Raw genomic sequence first — 18,062 nt, forward strand, 5'->3', positions numbered from 1 at the left:
CGGGTCTGCTGGCGGGTTCGAGTATACACGGCGCCGTCAGATTCTTGACCGGCCAAGGGAATGCACAGCAAGAGGCCGCCCAGTGTCGCCACGCAGGCAGTCTCGACCCGGTGGACGTCTTCGACCGCTCGATGGCGGGAGATCCCCGCCTTGCCAACTAGAACAAGAGGAAATCACCGATGAGTGACAATACCCTGGAGAGTCTGGGCTACACCCAGGAACTCTCACGAACGCTCAAGCTGAGAGATCTGGTGATCTACGGCCTGATCTTCATCGTGCCGATTGCTCCCTTCGGTATCTTCGGCCACGTCATGAGCGCCAGCGGTGGCATGATCGTCACCGCCTATGTCATCGGACTGGTGGGGATGCTGTTTACCGCCATCTGCTACTCCCAGATGGCCAAGGAATTCCCGGTAGCAGGCTCGGTGTACTCCTACGTGTCCCGCGGGGCGGGCAGCTTTGCCGGCTTCGTCGCGGGCTGGATCATGCTGCTGGACTACATCCTGATTCCGGCGCTGTTGTACGTGGTGGGGGCGCTGGCGATACACGACATCTTCCCGTCACTGTCACCGATCCTGCTGGTGGTGGCCTTCGTCGTGTTCAATACCTACATCAATATTCGCGGCATCAGCTTTACCGCCGCCTTCAACCGCTGGATGCTGGTGGCCGAACTGCTGGTGCTGGCGGTGTTTCTGGTGGTGGGGGTGGTGGCCATCAGCAACAACGTCAACGGTGCGGTCTTCTCGATGGCCCCGGTCTACGATGCCGATGACTTCTCGCTGGGGCTGATCATCTCTGCGGTGCCGATCGCGGTGCTGAGTTTCCTCGGCTTCGATGGCATCTCCACCCTGGCGGAAGAGGCCAAGGGCGGTGGCAAGGCGGTCAGCAAGGCGATCTTCCTGGTGCTGTTGATCATCGGTGGCCTGTTCATCGCCCAGACCTGGGTGGCGGCGCTGATCCAGCCCGATCCCGCCTCGTTCAACAATCTCGACACCGCCTTCTATGAAACCGCACGTATCGCCGGGGGCGGCTGGCTGGCGGTGCTGACCGCCGCGACCACCGCTATCGCCTGGGGCGTCGCTGACTCCCTGGTGGCCCAGATCGCGACCGCGCGAATCCTCTACAGCATGGGCCGTGATCGGCTGCTGCCGGCGCCGCTGGCTCGCGTTCACCCGCGCTTCAAGACGCCCTACGTCAGTGCGCTGCTGGTCGGTGCCGTGTCCATCGTCGCGGGGATCGCTTTCATGCAGCAGCTGGCGTTGTTGACCTCCATCGTGACAATCGGCGCCCTGACCGCCTTCATCATTCTGAACATCACCACGCTCTACTACTTCGTGTTCAAGAAGAAGGCAGCCAATCCCTTCCTGCATATCCTGTGTCCGCTGCTCGGCCTGGCCGTGGTCGGCTACATCTGGAGCGGGTTCGAGTCCTATACCGTGCTGATCGGGCTGGCCTGGGCGGTTGTCGGTGTCGGCGTCTACGCCTTTGCCAAGCGCGGTGGACGTGCCGTGCAGATGGAAATCTAAGGCTTGCCTGAAAAGTGCCTGCGCTCGTCGATGTTGAGAACAGCGCCCAGGGCCAATTGAAAACACTCGAGGCGTCGGTCGGCGGAGACGACCGGCGCCTCGAGGTGGAGACACAAGAATGAAGATCAAGACGATACACGACGTTCATCACTGTTTTGACCACGCCCTCGAGCCGCAGGAAACGATCAGTTCCGGTGATACTCGGCGCTTCGATATTCTCGATGCCAGCGGTGGCTTGATTACCCGACACAGCCAGGCCGACGCGCTGACCCGACTGCCGGCAGGGGAGCTCAATCCGGTGTGTGGCCCCCTCTATATGGAGGATGCTGAACCCGGCGATGTGATCGAGGTGGAACTGGTCGACTTCGAACCGGGGCAGTGGGGCTGGACGGGGCTGATCCCGGGTTTCGGGCTGCTGGCCGACGATTTCACCTCGCCCTGGCTCAAGGTGTCGGAGTACGACAGCGAGTCGGTGTACTTCGACGAGGACATCGTGATTCCGTTTCGGCCCTTCGCCGGTACCATCGGGCTCGCGCCTGCCGAGCCGGGGCAGCACTCCATCGTGCCGCCGCGCATCTGCGGCGGCAATCTCGACATCCGCGACCTGGTAAAGGGAGCTCGGCTGTACCTGCCGGTGCAGGTCAAGGGAGGGCTTCTGAGCATCGGCGATACCCACGCCTGCCAGGGCGACGGAGAGGTCTGCGGAACCGCGGTAGAGACCCGCATGGCCACCACGGCCACATTGCGTCTGCACAAGGCGGGCAATATTCCTGCGCCGATGTTCGACGTGCCGCCGGGAGCGTCGAGCGAGGAAGATGCGGGCTTTCTGGTCACCACCGGGGTGGGGCCGGACTTGATGCAGGGCGCCCGTGACGCGGTGCGCTTCATGATCGATCGGTTGCACCGTCAGGCCGGCATGGATGAGCAGCTGGCCTACGCGCTTTGCAGCGTGGCAGGGCGGCTACGGGTCAGCGAGATCGTCGATCAGCCCAACTGGGTGGTGTCCTTCTACATGCCTCGGTCGATCTTCCGCTCGAAGAGTCTTAGAGCCATCTAGGGTTGAGCTGAACTGACCTTTCCGTTCGTCAGAACGTAGGGTCAGGCCCGCGGGCCTGACCAATAACGCCGGGTGTTGTGGCACCCGGCGTTGTCGTCATGACGTCACTTCGGCTCGCTCGGCGGCCACCTGCGCAAGGACTTCCTGGTAGTTCTCGACGCCCTGGGCGCCTGTGACCAGGTAGCGGCGGTTGAACACCATGGCGGGTACCCCGCTGATGCCCTGCTGTTGCCAGAAGGCCTGGCGCTGTCGTACCGATTCGCCACGCTCGCCCGACTCGAGCGTCGCCACGACCTCGTCGCGGTCATGGCCGAGACTCTCCGCCACATCGGCCAGCACATCGATCCGGTGGAGGTCGCGGCGCTCGGTGAAGAAGGCGCTGAACAGGGCCTGCTTCATGCGGTGGCCTTCGTCTGGCGAGCGCTGCTCTGCCCAGTCGATCAACTGGTGGGCGTGGAAGGTATTCACCATGCGCATGTCATCGGCGTAGTTGAAGGTGAAGCCGAGGTCGGCGCCCATCTGGGTGAGCCGTTCCCGTGCGCTGCGCGAGTCCTCATCGCTGGTGCCGTACTTGGCGGCGATATGCTCTCGCAGGTTTTCGCCTTCCTCGCCCATCTGCGGATTGAGCTCGAAGGGGTGCCAGTGCACCTCGATGTCGATCCCGCTCTGGCGCGCCGCCTCGGCGAGCTGGCGGTAGCCGATGATGCACCAGGGACAGACGACGTCGGAGACGATGTCGATGGTGATGGTGGTGTCGCTGTCGCGGCTATCTGGGGATGTGGGCATGTCGGCCTCTACTCCTGAAGAAAGGTGTCCCGGGTTGGTCGTTAGCAGGGAAACCAACCTTACAGGCCCCGGGACACGATCAACAGACAAGCCTCAGATGAGTCGATCCCACAGCCCATCCTGATATTCCCTGGCACTGGCCTCGAAGCTGTCCGGGTAGACATTGCGGAAGCGGTGCTCGTCCAGCGGGATCAGTCGTGCCATCTCGTCGATCATCGCCGCCGGGTCCTGCTGCAGGTCGTCGCCGGCAAACTGCTGCTGCACCGAGCGAATCGGTTTTTCAGGGGTGAAGCAGGCGTCGGGGTCGTACCACTGGTCCAGGGTGTTGTACATGCGGTCGTTGAAGCCGGTGCGGAAGGGGCCGGGGTTGATGGTGGCCACCTTGACGCCCAGCGGGGCGAGCTCTTCGTAGAGCAGTTGCGCCATGCCTTCGAGGGCGTGCTTCGAGGCGACGTAGGGACCGAGGTAGGGGAAGGTGGTGAAACCAGCGATGGAGGAGGTCAGTACGATCTTGCCCTTGCCTCGCTCGACGAACTCGCGGGCGTAGGGCTGCACGAATTCCAGGGTCGAGAAGACGTTGGTCTCGAACACTCGGCGTACCCGGTCCACCGGGATCTCGGCCAGCGGACCGGTCTCGCCGATGGCGGCGTTGGCCACCACGATATCGACCTGGTGCCCGTAGCTGGAAAACACCGCGTCGCGGTCGCGCTTGTCGGTGATATCGAGCTTTTCGACGGTGAGCGTCAGTTCCTGCTGCCGGGCCTTTTCCTTGAGCGAGGTGACCTGGGGCCAGATCTCCGTGGTAGCGATGACCTTGTGTCCCGCCCTGGCCAGGGCCAGTGCCGTACCTTCGCCGAGTCCGCTGCCGGCGCCGGTGATCAGAATGGTCTTCATCATCGTGCTCCTGTCTGGGAAAAGGAACGGTCGCGGCACGCCTGGGCGTAGCGCCTGGCAAGGCTATTGGGCGCTTGCCTCTGGGTGCTTGCCTCTGGGCGTTTGACAATCCGGGACCCTAACGTGCCGCGACGGCGCTGCTCAACCATCGCGCCAGCATCGCGTCGGCACCCTGGCCCGTATCCTGGCCAACATCATGGCCAGCATCGTGATCAGGGCGGCCGACCGTCGCCACCGCGAGTCCCAGCGTGCTGCCGAGGTCATGTCACGATGATGACGCTTCGGTGTCGGGGACCGTCGATCGACGATCCTTGTGCACTGCCCTTGCCTGCGAGTGTGGCCTGCGGTCCTGTCGACCCAGCGGGACCATCATCGGGCGGCCGCTGACGGGATCGGCGAAGACGTGGCTGTCCAGTCCGAATACCTCCCTGACCATGGTGGTGGTCATCACCTCACTGGCCGGGCCGCTTGAGTAGACCTTGCCGGCGGCCATGGCGATCAACTCATCGGCATAGCGCGCGGCAAGGTTGAGCTCATGCAGCACCATGACGATGGTGGTGCCGCGCTGGCGGTTGAGGTCCTCGAGCAGATCGAGCACCTCGACCTGGTGGTGGATATCGAGATAGGTGGTGGGTTCGTCGAGCAGCAGCACGTCGGTGCGCTGGGCCAGGGCCATGGCGATCCATACCCGCTGGCGCTGGCCGCCTGACAGTTCCTCCAGCACACGCTCGGCGAGGCCGGTGGTGTCGGTGGCTTCCAGCGCCTCGCTGACGGCGTCATCGTCTTCGCGGCTCCAGCGCTGAAACATGCCCTGGTGGGGGTGGCGGCCACGGCTGACCAGCTCCAGCACGGTGATGCCTTCAGGGGCGAGTGGCGCCTGAGGCAGCAGTCCCAGGCGCTGGGCCAGGCGCCTGGCGGGCAGCCGGTGCAGGTCGTGGCCGTCGAGCAATACCTGGCCGCGCTGCGGCGCCAGCAGGCGTGACAGCGAACGCAGCAGGGTCGACTTGCCGCAGGCGTTGGCGCCGACGATGGCGGTGATACCCGCTGGCTTGACCTCCAGATCGATGTTGTCGAGGACCGCTCGGTCACGGTAGCCGGCGGTCAGGCCTCGGGCACTGAGTCGGGTAGGCGTCATCAGGTGGATCCTCGGGCGTTGTCGCGCATGACGAGGGTAATCAGGTAGGGGGCGCCGATCACGCCGGTGACCACCCCCACGGGATAGCGGGCCGGCAGCAGATGCTGGCCGATAAAGTCACCCAGCAGCACGAACAGGGCGCCGACCAGGGCGGCTGGGATCAGCACCGAGCCATTGTGACGGATCAACCAGGCGGCGACCGGGCCGCTGAGGAAGGCGACGAAGGCGATCGGCCCGGTCACCGCGGTGGCAAAGGCGACCAGCCCCACCGCCGCGATCACGATGCCCAGGCGGGTGAGCGACAGCCTGACACCGAGCCCCCGGGCCATGTCATCGCCCAGGCGCATCGCCTCCAGGTCCCTGGCGAAGTGAAGTAGCGGCAGGCCAAGCACGACCAGCGCCAGCAGCAGGGGCAGGCTCTGATCCAGGTGCACGCTGTTGAGGCTGCCGGTCATCCAGCGCATGGCCTCCTGCAGTGGCCAGGCCGGGGCCTGGGTCAGCAGGTAGGCGATGGCGCTCTGGAGCATGGCGGCGAGGCCGATGCCGGTCAGAATCAGGCGGGTATCGGCGACGCCGCGGCGCCACGACAGGGCATAGATCAGCACGGCGACGCCAAGACCGCCGACGATGGCCACCAGTGCCACCGGAGCGCCACGCAGCGACAGCATGACGATGGCGAAGACCGCCGCTGCGCTGGCGCCGGCGCTGATACCGATCACGTCGGGGCTGGCCAGCGGATTGCGCAGCATGGTCTGGAAGGCGGCGCCGCCGAGGCCGAAGCAGGCCCCGGCCAGCACAGCAATCAGCGCCCGGGGTAGCCTCAACTCCATCAGGGTGAAGGAGGCGCCGGGTACCTGCTCGCCGGACAGCACCGCGATCACCGTGGCAGGGTCGATCCACGACTGGCCCAGCATCAGGGTGAGGCAGACCCCGGCAAGCAGCGCACACAGCAGCAGCGCAATGATCCGCCGGCGCTGGCGTTGGCGTTGCCGTCGCAGTTGCCTGACGGTCGACGGCGTGGACCTTGCTTGGGTGGACCTTGCTTGAGAGGACGTCGCTCGGCAGGACATGGCTTGAGTGGCCGTCGCTCGCTGGGAGGTGGTCGGTGTCGTCGTCACAGTGACCTCAGCGTATGGCGGCGGACGATCCAGATGAAGACCGGACCGCCGAGCAGGGCGGTGACGATACCGACGTCGAGTTCTGCCGGTCGGACCAGCACCCGGCCCAGAGTGTCGGCAAGCATGACCAGCAGGGCGCCGCCGAGGGCACACAGCGGCAGCAGGCGGCGGTAGTCGGCACCGACCAGCAGGCGCAGCGCATGGGGCACCACCAGACCGACGAATCCGATGGGACCACAGGCCGCGGTGGTCGCCCCGCACAGCAGGATGGCCCCCACCGCGGCCAGCGCTCGGGCCATGGCCACGCGCTCGCCTAGGCCGGTCGCCGCCTCATCGCCCAGCGCCATCAGGTTGAGCTTGCGCGCCGCCAGCAGCGACGCGGCAAGGCCCAGGGCCAGGAAGGGCAGCACCGGGGTGATGCGATCGAGGGTAGCGCCGCCGACGCCGCCGATCAGCCAGGAATGGATCAGCCCGGCGATGTCGGCGCGGGGCAGAATCACGGCGGAGGTCAGCGAGGTCAGGGCGGCGGTCACCACCGCGCCGCTCAGCGCCAGCCTGAGAGGGGTGGCGCCGCCTCGTCCGAGGTTGGCCACCAGGTAGACCAGCAGTGCACTGGCGCCGGCGCCGGCGATGGCCACCCAGATGTAACGAGAGGCCTGCTGCATATCGAACCAGGCGATGCCGATGACGACTGCCAGCGCGGCGCCGGCGTTGACCCCGAGCAGGCCTGGATCGGCCAGAGGATTGCGGGTCAGGCCTTGCATGGTCGCCCCGGCCACGGCCAGCGCGGCCCCTGCCAGCAACCCCAGCAGGGTGCGGGGCAGACGGCTGGCGATCGCCGCTTCGTCGATGGAGTCGATACGCCCATCCAGCAGACCCATGAGCGCGGTCAGGTCCGTCGGCCTGGCGCCGATGACCACCGACATCATGACGCCGGCGGCCAGCGCCGCCAGCAGCAGATAGACGCCGGTCGGGCCCGAATGGCCTGTCCTGCCAGGCGCCAGCGGCCTTGCCTTCATATCCTTCCCTTCCTGCTCATTTGTGCGTATCCATCCTGTCCAGACGCTTGATTCAGGGTTGCTGACGCTTGCGAGCGGCTTCGGCCAGTCGTTCGACGTAGTCGTCGAGCACCCAGGGAATCGACAGCGGCGTCGGGTTGGCTGCGGTTCCGGTGGGATTGTTGCCGAGCAGCACCAGCGAGCCCTGTTCCACCGCGGGCAGGCGCGAGGTCAGCATATGCTCGTTGAGTCGCTCCACCAGCGGCTCGCCACCATAGGTGATGATGATGTCGACATCGGCGATCTCGTCGATACGCTCGGCGCTGATGGAGCCGGCGAAACGGCCGTCAACGGAGCTGTCGGTGACGAACTGGGGCGAGGTCAGGCCGATCTCGTGCAAGAAGCGCACTCGGGCGTCGTTGTCGTTGTAGAAGTTGATCTGACTGAGGTCGGTGGGCTTGATATGGCTGATCAGCATGGCGCTCTTGCCGGCGAGTTCCGGGTGCTCGGTGATCTGCTGCTCCACCTGGGCCTCCAGGCGTGCGATCAAGGCCTCGCCTTCCTCCGCCATGCCCATGCCTGCGCTGTTGAGTCGGATCATGTCACGCCAGCCCGAGGACCAGGGGGCTTCGGGGTAGGCCACCACCGGGGCGATCTTGCTGAGGGTGTCGTAGTCGGAGCGGCTGAGGGCGGAATAGGCCGCCAGGATAACGTCGGGCTGGCTCGCGGCCACCGCCTCGAAGTCGATGCCATCGCCTTCGTCGAACAGGTTGGGAGGGCCTGCGTCGAGCTCGTCAAGACGCTGCTCCACCCAGGGCCAGAGGCCATCGCCATCGTCATCGCCGAAGGTGGTAGCGGGAAAGCCCACCGGCACCACTCCCAGCGCTAGCGGCACCTCGTGGTTGGCCCAGGCCACCGTGGCGACCCGTTCGGGCTTTTCCTCGATCACGGTGACGCCGAGGGCGTGCTCGATTTCGATTGGATAGCCATCGTCGCCAGCGGCGAGGACAGGCTGGACGGCGGCGAGTAACACAAGGCCGAGCGGCCAGCGTGGGTGGATCAGGGGCATGGGGTCTTCCTTATAGAGGCGATGACCGGCTCTCGCAGGAGAGCCGGTTTGACAGTGGTGTCGCGAGTGCCGGTCGGGCGCACAGCGCCCGACGCGGATGTCGAGGTTTCGGCGTTCCAGGGCACTAGAAGTCGTAGGTCAGGCTCAGCAGCGCGCTGCGCGGCTCGCCATAGATACCCTGGCTATAGAAGCCGAGCTGCGAGTAGTACTCCTCGTCGAACAGGTTGGTGACGTTGAGCTGGGCGCTCATGTTGTCGTTGATGCGATAGCGGGCCATGGCATCGGCGACGAAGACGTCACCCTGACCGATCTTCTCGGTACCGTTGGGGGTGTCGTTGTCGCGGTAGGTGTCACCCTGCCAGCGCGCACCGCCGCCGAGGGTCAGGTTCGACCAGCGGCCAGGCAGCTGCCAGCTGGCGAACAGCTTGGCCTGCTGGCGGGCATAGCTGGTGTTGAGCTGCTCACCGTCAGCGTCCTCGGCGTCCACCAGGGCGTAGCTGGCGGACAGGTTGACGCCGTCGGCCACCTCGCCTGCGATCTCGAGCTCAAAGCCTTCGACCTCGGCGCCGTCGGTGGTGGTGTAGGCCTGGTCGGTGGTGCCCGCGACGAAGACCCCGGGGATTTCCACCGCCAGATTGTCCTGCTGGCTGTGGAACACCGCGAAGGACACGTCGGCACGATCGTCGAACAGCTCGGCCTTGAGTCCGGCCTCGTAGTTGATGCCTTCCAGCGGATCCAGCAGGGCGCCGCTGGGCGAGCGCTCGCTCTGGGTGTTGAAGATCTCGGTGTAGCTGGCGTAGGCGCTGAGGTCGTCGGTGATGTCGACGATCAGGCCCGCGTAGGGGGTGAACTCGTTGTCGTATTCGTACTCACGCTCGCCGCGATAGTCCTGGTCGATCTTCCAGTCGGTCATGCGCGCGCCGACGATAAAGTGCACCGGGTCTGCCAGCGAGAAGCGGGATACCGCGTAGTAGCCCTGCTGTTCGGTCACGGTGTCGTCGGTCAGGCCCCACTCGCCCCAGACCGGTTCTGCCAGGGCCGGGTCGTTGCGGTCGCTGAAGCTGCCCAGCGCCGGCACGTCGCCGGCAGGGCCGCGACTGTTGATCTGGTAGTCCTCGTGCAGGTCCATGTAGCCGAAGCCGAGCTGATGCTCGCGGCCGAACAGGGTGAAGGGACCTTCGGCGCTGACATGCAGATTCTTCTGGGTGCGATCGCCGCGATAGTCGACCAGGTAGGACTCGGTGGCGTAGCTGGGCGTGTAGTAGAGCACACCGGTCTCGCGATCCGGATAGCCGCCGCGGTAGTTGTAGGTCAGGCCATAGTTGGCGTCGCCGTAGCTGTAGGCGGCTCGGGCGGACCAGCCATTGTCGAAGTGGTGGGTCAGGTCGACGAAGGCGCGGGTGTTCTCGGTGAAGAAGTTGGCCCAGTCGGTGTTGTTGGCGGTGGAGCGGTCGAAGTCGGTACGGCCACCGTCCAGGTAGTACTGCGGCACGCCGATGTAGGCGCCGTCCTGGTCGTAGTGCTGGTACTCGATGCCCACGCTGAGCTCGGTGTTGTCGGTCAGCTCGGCGGCGATCACCCCGTAAAGGGTCTCGCGGTCGTTCTCGACGCCGTCCATGAAGCTGTCCGAGCTGTCCTTGGCCGCCACGAAGCGCACGCCGACGCGCCCCTCGCTGTCCAGCGGAGTGCTGACATCGACCACGCCGCGCCCCCGGTCCCAGCGGCCCACCGCGGCAGTCACGCTACCCGCCGCCTCGTCCAGCGGCTTCTTGCGCACAAAGTTGACGGTGGCGGAAGGGTCGCCGACCCCGGTCATCAGGCCGGTGGCGCCGCGCACGACCTCGACCCGGTCGTAGATGGCAGTATCCCACTCGGCGTCGCCGAACGGCCAGAACGCGCTGGTATTGCTCTGCAGGCCATCGAACTGGAAGTTGCGAATGGTGTAGCCGCGGGACTGGAAGCTGGTGCGAGTGCCGTCCAGACGGATCGCCGAGACGCCGGGCAGCCGTTCCAACGCCTCGGTGGTGCTGGTGATGGCCTCATCGTCCATCTGCTGGCGGGTCAGGAAGCTGATCGACTGTGGCGTCTGGCGCGGCGTCAGCGTCAGGCCGTTGGCGCTGGTGCTGGAGGCCACCTGATAGCTCTCGGTCGATTCGGTGGTGGCACGCAGATCGTCACCGACCACGGTCATGCTGGCGAGTTGCTCGGCGTCCTGGGCCAGCACCGGGGTCGACAGGACGGCACCGGAGGCAAGGGCAATGGCGATAGCCAGGCGGCCAGGAACGAGGTGGCCAGGAACGAGACGGCTTGGAACAAGGCAGGTGAGGGGAGCGGAATGGTACGGCACGAAAGGGGTTCCCTGTTTATGTTTTAAGAATGCAAATTATTCACGTTTCCATTGGTGGGTGTTTATGAGCGCTGCCAAGTTGTCTATGCGAGATGCCACAAATGCACAAAACGGCAGAACTTTTTGGCGAAGTGGCACCATTGGCCTGGTGCAGGGGCCGGGCAAGCGGAGAAGGTCAGGAACCACGAGAAGGTCAGGCAAGAAAAGGAAACCAGGCAAGAAGAGCAGCCCTGATGCGAACGATTTGGGGCAAGACGACGATCTGGCAGAAGGCGGCCGGCGGTAGAAGACGCCGCTGGAGGTGGGAAGGGACATTGGCGGTGATGCGGGGCCCCGCCAGCGCAAGGCACTGGCGGGGAAAAACGACGGTAGGCGTGTTCTGGCGGGCGCGTTCGGCAGGGGCCTGTCAGCTGCGCCCGGGTTCGGCGGCGCTCGCCGGGCCTTCCTCCAGGGAGGACTCCTTGTCCGCGTCCATCAGTTCCAGGTCGAGCTGCACCGGATCGTCGGCCGCTTCCTCGACCCAGGTTGCCCCCAGGGAGGCGGTGCCGGCGGGGACCGCGACATAGTGGCCGTGGGTGTCCGAGGGCTGGTTCGGATAGCGCCACAGGCAGTAGCCGCCGAAGACCACGATAAGCGCGTGGATCAGCGCCAGGTCCCACAGAAAGCCGGCAGAGCCCAGCAGGTCCATCAATAGCCCCGTGCTTAGCGGGCCGAGGATGGCGCCGATGCCGAGCGCCAGCACCAGACTGCTGCTGGCGGACACCGTCTGCTGCGGCGTCAGGACGTCGTTGGCGCAGGCGAGAAACAGTGAATAGAGCGTCAGGGTGGTGCCGCCCAGCAGCACGCCGAGCAGCGTCAGCGCATGGCTTGCGCCTTGGTCGAACAGCAGCCCGGCCAGCGAGAAGACGGTGGCCAGGGCGGCGACGATGAGGATCACCCACTGGCGATCGGTCTTGTCGGAGAGCTTGCCCAGCGGCCATTGAAACAGCGCCCCACCGAGGATGAACGCCCCCATGAAGGCGGCGATCTGGTGGGTTTCCAGCCCATGGTTGGCGGCAAACACCGCGCCCATGCCGAACACAGTACCGTTGGCGATCCCGGTCAGCAGGCAACCGAGGGTGCCCAGCGGCGACAGTCGATACAGGCGCAGCAGGTTCATCGCCTCGGGCTGGCTGGTGTCCGGCTGCGGGGTGTAGCTCAACAGGATCGGCACCAGCGCCAGCGACATCAGTATCGAGACGATCAAGAACAGCAGGATGCCGCTGGGGTCGGCCACGTTCAGCAGCAACTGGCCGCCGCCCATGCCGAGATAGCTGATGACCATGTAGAACGCCAGCAGTCGCCCGCGCAGGTGGTTGCTGGCGTGGCCGTTGAGCCAGCTTTCGGTCACCACGTAGAGCCCGGCGTAGGCGAAGCCGGTCATCAAACGCATCGCCGCCCACACCCAGGGGTCGATGAACATGACGTGGACCAGGATGGCGATGGAGGTGATCGAGGCCAGGGCGGCGAACACCCGGATATGGCCGACGTCGCGAAGCTTGCGTGGGGTCAGGGTGGAGCCGGCCAGAAAGCCGACGAAGTAGGCCGACATCACCAGGCCGGTGACCGTGTTGCCGAAGGATTCCTCGGCGGCGCGCACCCCGAGCAGGCTGCCCTGCAGGCCATTGCCGAGCATCAGCAGGCCAACGCCGAGCAGCAGCGCCCAGAGGCTCCAGGCCGCCGACAGGGTGGAAGTGGGAGTCGATGTGGTCACGGCGGCCTCGCTTGTCCGGGGAGGGGGCGACGGAAGTCTGTTGTCGTCTGGGGTACCGCGGCGCCAGTCCATCGCCGCCGCCGCTAATCGTCAGTGTGTCCGGCGTACCGCTGATCGGCAAGGGGCGCCTCGATCGGGTCAGCAAGTGGTTGTCGGCAAAGAATTTCCTTCCGCTAATACTGGATTAATCTTCGCCGCCTAACGTGCCCCTCGGAGTTGGACGGAACCACTCCTTGCGTCGGGATGCCCTCGGCGTCCCAAGCCAGGGACGCCCGATGAAGGGACTGGCAAGGCATCCCGACCACCCGTTTTCGCACCCGGCGACGAGCCCACCGCGCAGTGTTCAAGCGAGCCCGCGGCTTGCGCCGGTCTGCAGTGGAAGATCATTCGACGACAACGACCGACGCGTCGACCTGCGTTGCCAGGCATCGAGGCGGCTCGTCGCTGGAGCATAGAACCGCATGAATATCACCATCTTTGGATCGGGCTACGTCGGCCTGGTGACAGGCGCCTGTCTGGCCGACGCGGGACACAATGTGATCTGCATGGACGTCGACAAGGACAAGGTCGCGCGTCTGGAACAAGGCGACATCCCGATCTACGAGCCTGGCCTGGAAACGCTGATCGCCAGCAACGTCGAGGCCGGCCGTCTGAACTTCACCACCGACCCGGCCCTGGCCGTGGCCTTTGCCACCCTGCAGTTCATCGCTGTCGGCACGCCCTCGGATGAGGATGGCAGCGCCGACCTGCACTATGTGTTGAGCGTGGCGCGCACCATCGGTCAACACATGGAGGGTTACAAGGTCATCATCGACAAGTCCACCGTGCCGGTGGGCACCGCCGACCGGGTTCGCCAGACCGTCGCGCAGACCCTGGCCGAACGTGGCGCCGAGCAGGCCTTCGATGTCTGCTCCAACCCCGAATTCCTCAAGGAAGGGGCGGCGATCGATGACTTCAGTCGTGGTGCGCGCATCGTGGTCGGCACCGACTCCGACGAGGTCCGCCGCCTGATGCGGGAGTGCTACAGCCCGTTCAGCCGTCAGCAGGACAAGATGATCTTCATGGACGTGCGCAGCGCCGAGCTGACCAAGTACGCCGCCAACGCCATGCTTGCCACCAAGATCAGTTTCATCAACGAGATGGCTAATCTGGCCGAGGAGCTGGACGCCGACATCGAACAGGTCCGCCACGGCATCGGCAGCGACCCGCGCATCGGCTATCACTTTATCTATCCGGGCTGCGGCTACGGTGGCTCCTGCTTCCCCAAGGACGTCAAGGCGCTGGCTCAGACCGCCAACGAAGTGCAGCAGCCGGTGGCGCTGCTCAAGGCCGTCGAGCAGGTCAACAAGGGCCAGAAGCATCGTCTGTTTCGGATGCTCGACGAGGCCCTGGACGGCGATGTCGCCGGGCGCACCATCGCCCTGTGGGGGCTCGCCTTCAAGCCCAACACCGACGACATGCGCGAGGCGCCGAGCCGAGTGCTGATGGAGTCGCTGTGGGAGGTCGGCGCCAGCGTTCGCGCCTACGACCCCGAGGCCCAGGCGGAATGCCAGCGTCTGTATGGAGAGCGTGACGACCTGGCGCTGGCCGACTCCGCCGAACAGGCGCTCGAGGGTGCCGATGCCCTGGTGATCTGCACCGAGTGGAAGAGCTTTCGTGGCTTCGAGTTTGCCACCATCCGCGAGCGCTTGAAGCGTCCGGTGATCATCGATGGACGCAACCTGTTCGAGCCGAGCCGTGTGCGTGAGGCTGGGCTTCAGTACCACGCCATCGGCCGCCGTCACGTGGCCAACGGCTGAGGAGGAGGCATGAGCAAGGCGACCTTCGCCTCCTCCAGGGCCAGCCGCGTCACCGAGCTTGCAACCATGCTTCTGTTGCTGGCGCTGCTGACGATCCTGGTACTGGAGCTGCCCGACGACGTCTTTTCCCCCGAGTCGCAGAGCTTCTTCTTTGCCATCGGGGCCATCGGTGCCTGGCGCTACAGCTGGTGGTTCATCCATGCGGCGCGCTCGCTGTGGTACAACCGAGTGCGTTTTCCGCAGCTGCGCCGTGACGCCGACGCCACGGCCCAGGCCATACGGCCGGACGAACTCTTCGTACTGTGCACCTCCTTTCGCATCGAGCCGGAGGTGAGCTTCCCGGTCTATGAGGCGCTGGTGCAAGAGTGCGCCAACTACGGCGTGCCGACCACCATCTTCGCCTCGGTGTCCGACCGCACCGACGTCGACGTGATCCAGCACGTGATGGACGTATGCGGCCAGCCGGCCAACGTGTCCGTGCGTTACATGTTTCAGCGCGGAGACGGCAAGCGCTCGGCCATGGCCGAGGTGCTGCGTGCCATATCGCGCCAGATGCCCGGGCCCTCGTCGCTGCTGGTGTCGATGGACGGGGACATCCTGCTGGAGCCGGGCACCCTCGAGCGCTCGCTGCCATTTCTGCTGATGCGCTCGGATCTGGGCGCCATCACCACCAACAACCGCGCCAGGGTGACCGGTGGCGACGCTACCCGCGAGTGGTACGACCTGCGCTACGCCCAGCGTCACCTGATGATGAGCTCGATGTCGATCTCCGAGCGCCAACTGGTGCTGACCGGTCGCTACAGCGTGTTTCGCGCCGATGTGGCGGTGGAGCGGGAGTTTATCCAGACGGTCGAAAGCGACCATATCGACCACTGGCGCTTCGGCACCTTCAAGTTTCTGTCCGGGGACGACAAGTCCACCTGGTTCTGCCTGCTCAAGCGCGGCTGGAAGATGCTGTACGTGCCGGACGTGTACGTCAGTGGTTTCGAGGAGCTGCCCGATCGTCATCGCTTCTTTCATTCCACCACGGATCTGATGCGTCGCTGGTACGGCAACATGCTGCGCACCAGTGGCAGGGCTATTCAGCTCGGCCCCAGGCCCATGGGCTGGTTCACCTGGTGGTGTCTGGTCGATCAGCGGCTATCGATGTGGACCACCCTGATCGGTCCCACGGTGGCGATCCTGGTCACGCTCTTCGTGCGGCCTTCGTTCATCTTCGCCTACCTGCTGTGGATCCTGTTCACCCGCGGTATCGCGACTCTGGTGCTGGCCCTGCAGCGTCGCCGCTTCAGCGTGCTGTGGCTGCCGCTGCTCTACTACAACCAGATCTTCGGTGCGCTGCTGAAGACCTACGTCAGCTTTCGCTTCAACCGTCAGGCCTGGTCGCGCCAGGGCATCGCCGCCGGCGAGCCCGACGACCCCCGGGCGGCACGTCGCCAGCGGCGCATGGGCCACCTGCTGCATGGCTTCCATATGGGTGCACTGGTGCTGGTGCTGGTGCTGGTCACCGGGGCACTCAAGGCCCCTGATCTGCCCAGCGCCAACCTGCTGAGCGAGCAGCTTGCCGCCGACCAGGCCGACGCCGGCAGTGACAACCGCTGGTTGTCCCAGGCGGTAGTGCGGGCACCGGAAGGCACTGCGCTGCGCCTGCCCCCCGGCGTGGTGGCACTGGACCATCAGCTGGCCAGCGAACTGGGCAGCGAGGACGAGGTACGCGTCGAGCGCCTGCTCGGCGCCGATGACGGCGACGCCACCGTGCTGTCGCTGAGCCCCGAATTCGCCGCCCAGGCACTCAGGCTGCCGGGGCTGACCGCGAGCCGCGAGGCCAGGGTGAGCTGCCCGGTCGATGCCGGCTGTGCACTGTCCCTGGGCGGGCAGGAGATCGCCCTGGAACGCCTCGAGGTGCAGGTGCTCTAGCCACCGTCACACTGCCCGCGCGACACCACGTGCGCAGAGTGCCTGCCACTCGCCAACTTAACGACACCACAGCAAGCAAGCGCGTCCCGGCCCGAGAGGCGGGCGCGCCCTTCGGACACCAAGCACAACGGATCAACCATGACCACAGACAACGACGGCAACAGGCGTGACGACACCGCGAGCCGGATGGATCAGGTCAGCCATGAAGCTCGCAGCGAGCGTCACCATATTCGCGTCTCACCCGACTTCGAGGTGGTGATGCCGCAGGGCGAGCACGCCAGGGGCATCGATCTTTCCCTGGGCGGCATGGCCATGCGAGGCGACCAGCGCCACGCCCCCGGCGACTGGATCCAGGCGGAGCTGCGTATCCAGGAAGCCGGGCGCGAGTTCATCGTGCCCTTCTCGGCGGTGTGCCGCCACAAGACCGAAGCCCACCAGGGTGAAGCGCCGCTGACCGGCTGGGAATTCACCTCGATCGAGCCGCAGCACCTGGCGCTGGTCAAGGACATCGTCCGGGCACGCCTGAGCGGCCGCCACCTCGATCCCCAGTCGATGGTCGGCAGCGAGAACGCCCAGACACCGCGCAAGCGCAAGGGTGGCGCAGGTGCCGGCGCCAGCCACAAGGGTGGCGGTGGTCGGCGCTGGGGCCGCTATCTGCTGCTGGTCGCCGGTATCGCGGCGCTCGGTCTGGTGTTGACGGCGGCGCTGTATCGCAACTTCATGCTGATCGAACCAAGCTTTGCCGCGGTCAGCGCACCGCGTATCGAGGTGCGCGCCCCCGGGCCCGGCGTCTTGATGGAGCACGGGTTGCGCGCCGGGGATCGCGTCGAGCGCGATGAAAAGCTCACCAGTGTCAGGAACCACGAGCTGCAGTCCGGGCTGATCCTGACCCAGGCCGCCCAGGAGTATAACGACCAGCTGATCGACAACCTGGAGCAGAGCCTCGAGGCCGCGGGCTCCGGCCCGGTCAGTGTGGCCAACTCGTCGAAGCCGGCCGGGCGCAGTTCGGTGAGCTACGACACTGTGTCACCGGCGGTGGCGCGGGCCCGCATCGACCAGTTCGAGACCGCCCGCGAGTATCAGAGCTCGCGCCTGGCCGCGCTCGAGGCCGAGCAGGCCCAGAACGAGATCTTCAGTCCCTGCAACTGCCTGGTGGCCTGGGCGCTGTCCAGCGCCGACGGCACCTATATCGACCAGGGCGAGCGGATCATGACGCTGGTGCGCACCGGTGACGACGAGATCATGGTTGAGGCACTGGTTCACATGAGCGATATCGAGCGAATCGAGCCCAACCAGAAGGCCTTTATCTCGTTGCCCCACGAGTCCGGCATGATCGATGCCCGGGTGCGCAGCGTGGCGCTGGATGTCGAGCGCGAGCCGCGCGCCGGCTTTCCTGGCTGGGTTCGCCAGCAGAAGAACGTGGCCAGTGTGCTGTTGATTCCCGAGCAACCGCTACCTGCCAGCAGCGTCGGTACCCCGGTGGACGTTCGCTTCAACGAGACCCCGATCATCGGCGAGACCGTCGAGCGGGTCTGGCAGGGCGGCCGTACCGTGTTCAATGAGGCCCAGGACCTCTATGAGCAGGTAGAAGAGAGCGTGCGCGAGAACGTCTAGCGCAGCACTCGAGACGCCCCTGTGGCGGGGCCGACCAGACCCCGTCACG

General features: G+C 65.6%; 13 protein-coding genes. 5 read left to right on the forward strand and 8 right to left on the reverse strand.

Annotated features, from left to right (window positions below; genetic code table 11):
* Positions 1–179: 179 nt before the first annotated feature.
* Together NFH98_RS06340 and NFH98_RS06345 are read left to right on the forward strand one after the other, a co-directional pair.
* The gene (locus NFH98_RS06340; protein ID WP_108449869.1) at positions 180–1,526 is read left to right on the forward strand and encodes an APC family permease; all 1,347 of its coding nucleotides are present in this window, start codon (positions 180–182) and stop codon (positions 1,524–1,526) included.
* Positions 1,527–1,644: 118 nt separating this feature from the next.
* A complete protein-coding gene (locus NFH98_RS06345; RefSeq protein WP_349622349.1) occupies positions 1,645–2,583 on the forward strand; it encodes an acetamidase/formamidase family protein in 939 nt (312 codons plus the stop codon).
* 96 nt (positions 2,584–2,679) lie between these two features.
* Here NFH98_RS06345 and NFH98_RS06350 read toward each other — a convergent pair whose 3' ends face one another.
* From NFH98_RS06350 to NFH98_RS06385, 8 genes are all read right to left on the reverse strand, one after another.
* A complete protein-coding gene (locus NFH98_RS06350) occupies positions 2,680–3,369 on the reverse strand; it encodes a DsbA family oxidoreductase (RefSeq protein WP_349622350.1) in 690 nt (229 codons plus the stop codon).
* A 93-nt stretch (positions 3,370–3,462) separates the two neighbouring features.
* Positions 3,463–4,263, reverse strand: coding sequence for an SDR family oxidoreductase (locus NFH98_RS06355; RefSeq protein WP_108131693.1), 801 nt, complete (start codon positions 4,261–4,263; stop codon positions 3,463–3,465).
* Between the two features lie 265 nt (positions 4,264–4,528).
* Complete coding sequence (locus NFH98_RS06360; RefSeq protein WP_253029095.1) at positions 4,529–5,398, reverse strand: ABC transporter ATP-binding protein; 870 nt, start codon at positions 5,396–5,398, stop codon at positions 4,529–4,531.
* The gene (locus NFH98_RS06365; RefSeq protein ID WP_349622351.1) at positions 5,398–6,468 is read right to left on the reverse strand and encodes a FecCD family ABC transporter permease; all 1,071 of its coding nucleotides are present in this window, start codon (positions 6,466–6,468) and stop codon (positions 5,398–5,400) included. Before NFH98_RS06365 ends, NFH98_RS06360 begins: the two co-directional genes overlap by 1 nt.
* Before the next feature lie 44 nt (positions 6,469–6,512).
* Positions 6,513–7,535 carry a FecCD family ABC transporter permease gene (locus NFH98_RS06370; RefSeq protein WP_124802318.1) on the reverse strand — a complete coding sequence of 341 codons (1,023 nt, stop codon included), beginning with the start codon at positions 7,533–7,535 and terminating at the stop codon, positions 6,513–6,515.
* Between the two features lie 52 nt (positions 7,536–7,587).
* Positions 7,588–8,583, reverse strand: coding sequence for an iron-siderophore ABC transporter substrate-binding protein (locus NFH98_RS06375; RefSeq protein ID WP_045990933.1), 996 nt, complete (start codon positions 8,581–8,583; stop codon positions 7,588–7,590).
* Positions 8,584–8,707: 124 nt separating this feature from the next.
* Positions 8,708–10,930 carry a TonB-dependent siderophore receptor gene (locus NFH98_RS06380; protein ID WP_349622352.1) on the reverse strand — a complete coding sequence of 741 codons (2,223 nt, stop codon included), beginning with the start codon at positions 10,928–10,930 and terminating at the stop codon, positions 8,708–8,710.
* A gap of 406 nt (positions 10,931–11,336) precedes the next feature.
* Complete coding sequence (locus NFH98_RS06385) at positions 11,337–12,683, reverse strand: MFS transporter (RefSeq protein WP_349622353.1); 1,347 nt, start codon at positions 12,681–12,683, stop codon at positions 11,337–11,339.
* 461 nt (positions 12,684–13,144) lie between these two features.
* Here NFH98_RS06385 and NFH98_RS06390 point away from each other — a divergent pair, with 461 nt between their 5' ends.
* From NFH98_RS06390 to NFH98_RS06400, 3 genes are all read left to right on the forward strand, one after another.
* Positions 13,145–14,482, forward strand: coding sequence for a UDP-glucose dehydrogenase family protein (locus NFH98_RS06390; RefSeq protein ID WP_287165754.1), 1,338 nt, complete (start codon positions 13,145–13,147; stop codon positions 14,480–14,482).
* 9 nt (positions 14,483–14,491) lie between these two features.
* Positions 14,492–16,399, forward strand: a complete 1,908-nt coding sequence (locus tag NFH98_RS06395) for a glycosyltransferase (protein ID WP_287165755.1) — start codon at positions 14,492–14,494, stop codon at positions 16,397–16,399.
* A gap of 138 nt (positions 16,400–16,537) precedes the next feature.
* Positions 16,538–18,013, forward strand: coding sequence for a PilZ domain-containing protein (locus NFH98_RS06400; protein ID WP_287165756.1), 1,476 nt, complete (start codon positions 16,538–16,540; stop codon positions 18,011–18,013).
* The last annotated feature ends 49 nt before the right edge of the window (positions 18,014–18,062 follow it).

The organism is Halomonas sp. H33-56, from assembly GCF_040147035.1.
Lineage (GTDB): Bacteria > Pseudomonadota > Gammaproteobacteria > Pseudomonadales > Halomonadaceae > Halomonas > Halomonas litopenaei.

Bases quoted from the DNA above. Each gene is read 5' to 3' on its own strand.
- NFH98_RS06395 (WP_287165755.1), top strand. From the start codon at position 14,492: ATGAGCAAGGCGACCTTCGCCTCCTCCAGGGCCAGCCGCGTCACCGAG.
- NFH98_RS06360 (WP_253029095.1), bottom strand. From the start codon at position 5,398: ATGACGCCTACCCGACTCAGTGCCCGAGGCCTGACCGCCGGCTACCGT.
- NFH98_RS06375 (WP_045990933.1), bottom strand. From the start codon at position 8,583: ATGCCCCTGATCCACCCACGCTGGCCGCTCGGCCTTGTGTTACTCGCC.
- NFH98_RS06370 (WP_124802318.1), bottom strand. From the start codon at position 7,535: ATGAAGGCAAGGCCGCTGGCGCCTGGCAGGACAGGCCATTCGGGCCCG.
- NFH98_RS06345 (WP_349622349.1), top strand. From the start codon at position 1,645: ATGAAGATCAAGACGATACACGACGTTCATCACTGTTTTGACCACGCC.
- NFH98_RS06350 (WP_349622350.1), bottom strand. From the start codon at position 3,369: ATGCCCACATCCCCAGATAGCCGCGACAGCGACACCACCATCACCATC.
- NFH98_RS06390 (WP_287165754.1), top strand. From the start codon at position 13,145: ATGAATATCACCATCTTTGGATCGGGCTACGTCGGCCTGGTGACAGGC.
- NFH98_RS06340 (WP_108449869.1), top strand. From the start codon at position 180: ATGAGTGACAATACCCTGGAGAGTCTGGGCTACACCCAGGAACTCTCA.
- NFH98_RS06400 (WP_287165756.1), top strand. From the start codon at position 16,538: ATGACCACAGACAACGACGGCAACAGGCGTGACGACACCGCGAGCCGG.
- NFH98_RS06365 (WP_349622351.1), bottom strand. From the start codon at position 6,468: ATGTCCTGCCGAGCGACGTCCTCTCAAGCAAGGTCCACCCAAGCAAGG.
- NFH98_RS06355 (WP_108131693.1), bottom strand. From the start codon at position 4,263: ATGAAGACCATTCTGATCACCGGCGCCGGCAGCGGACTCGGCGAAGGT.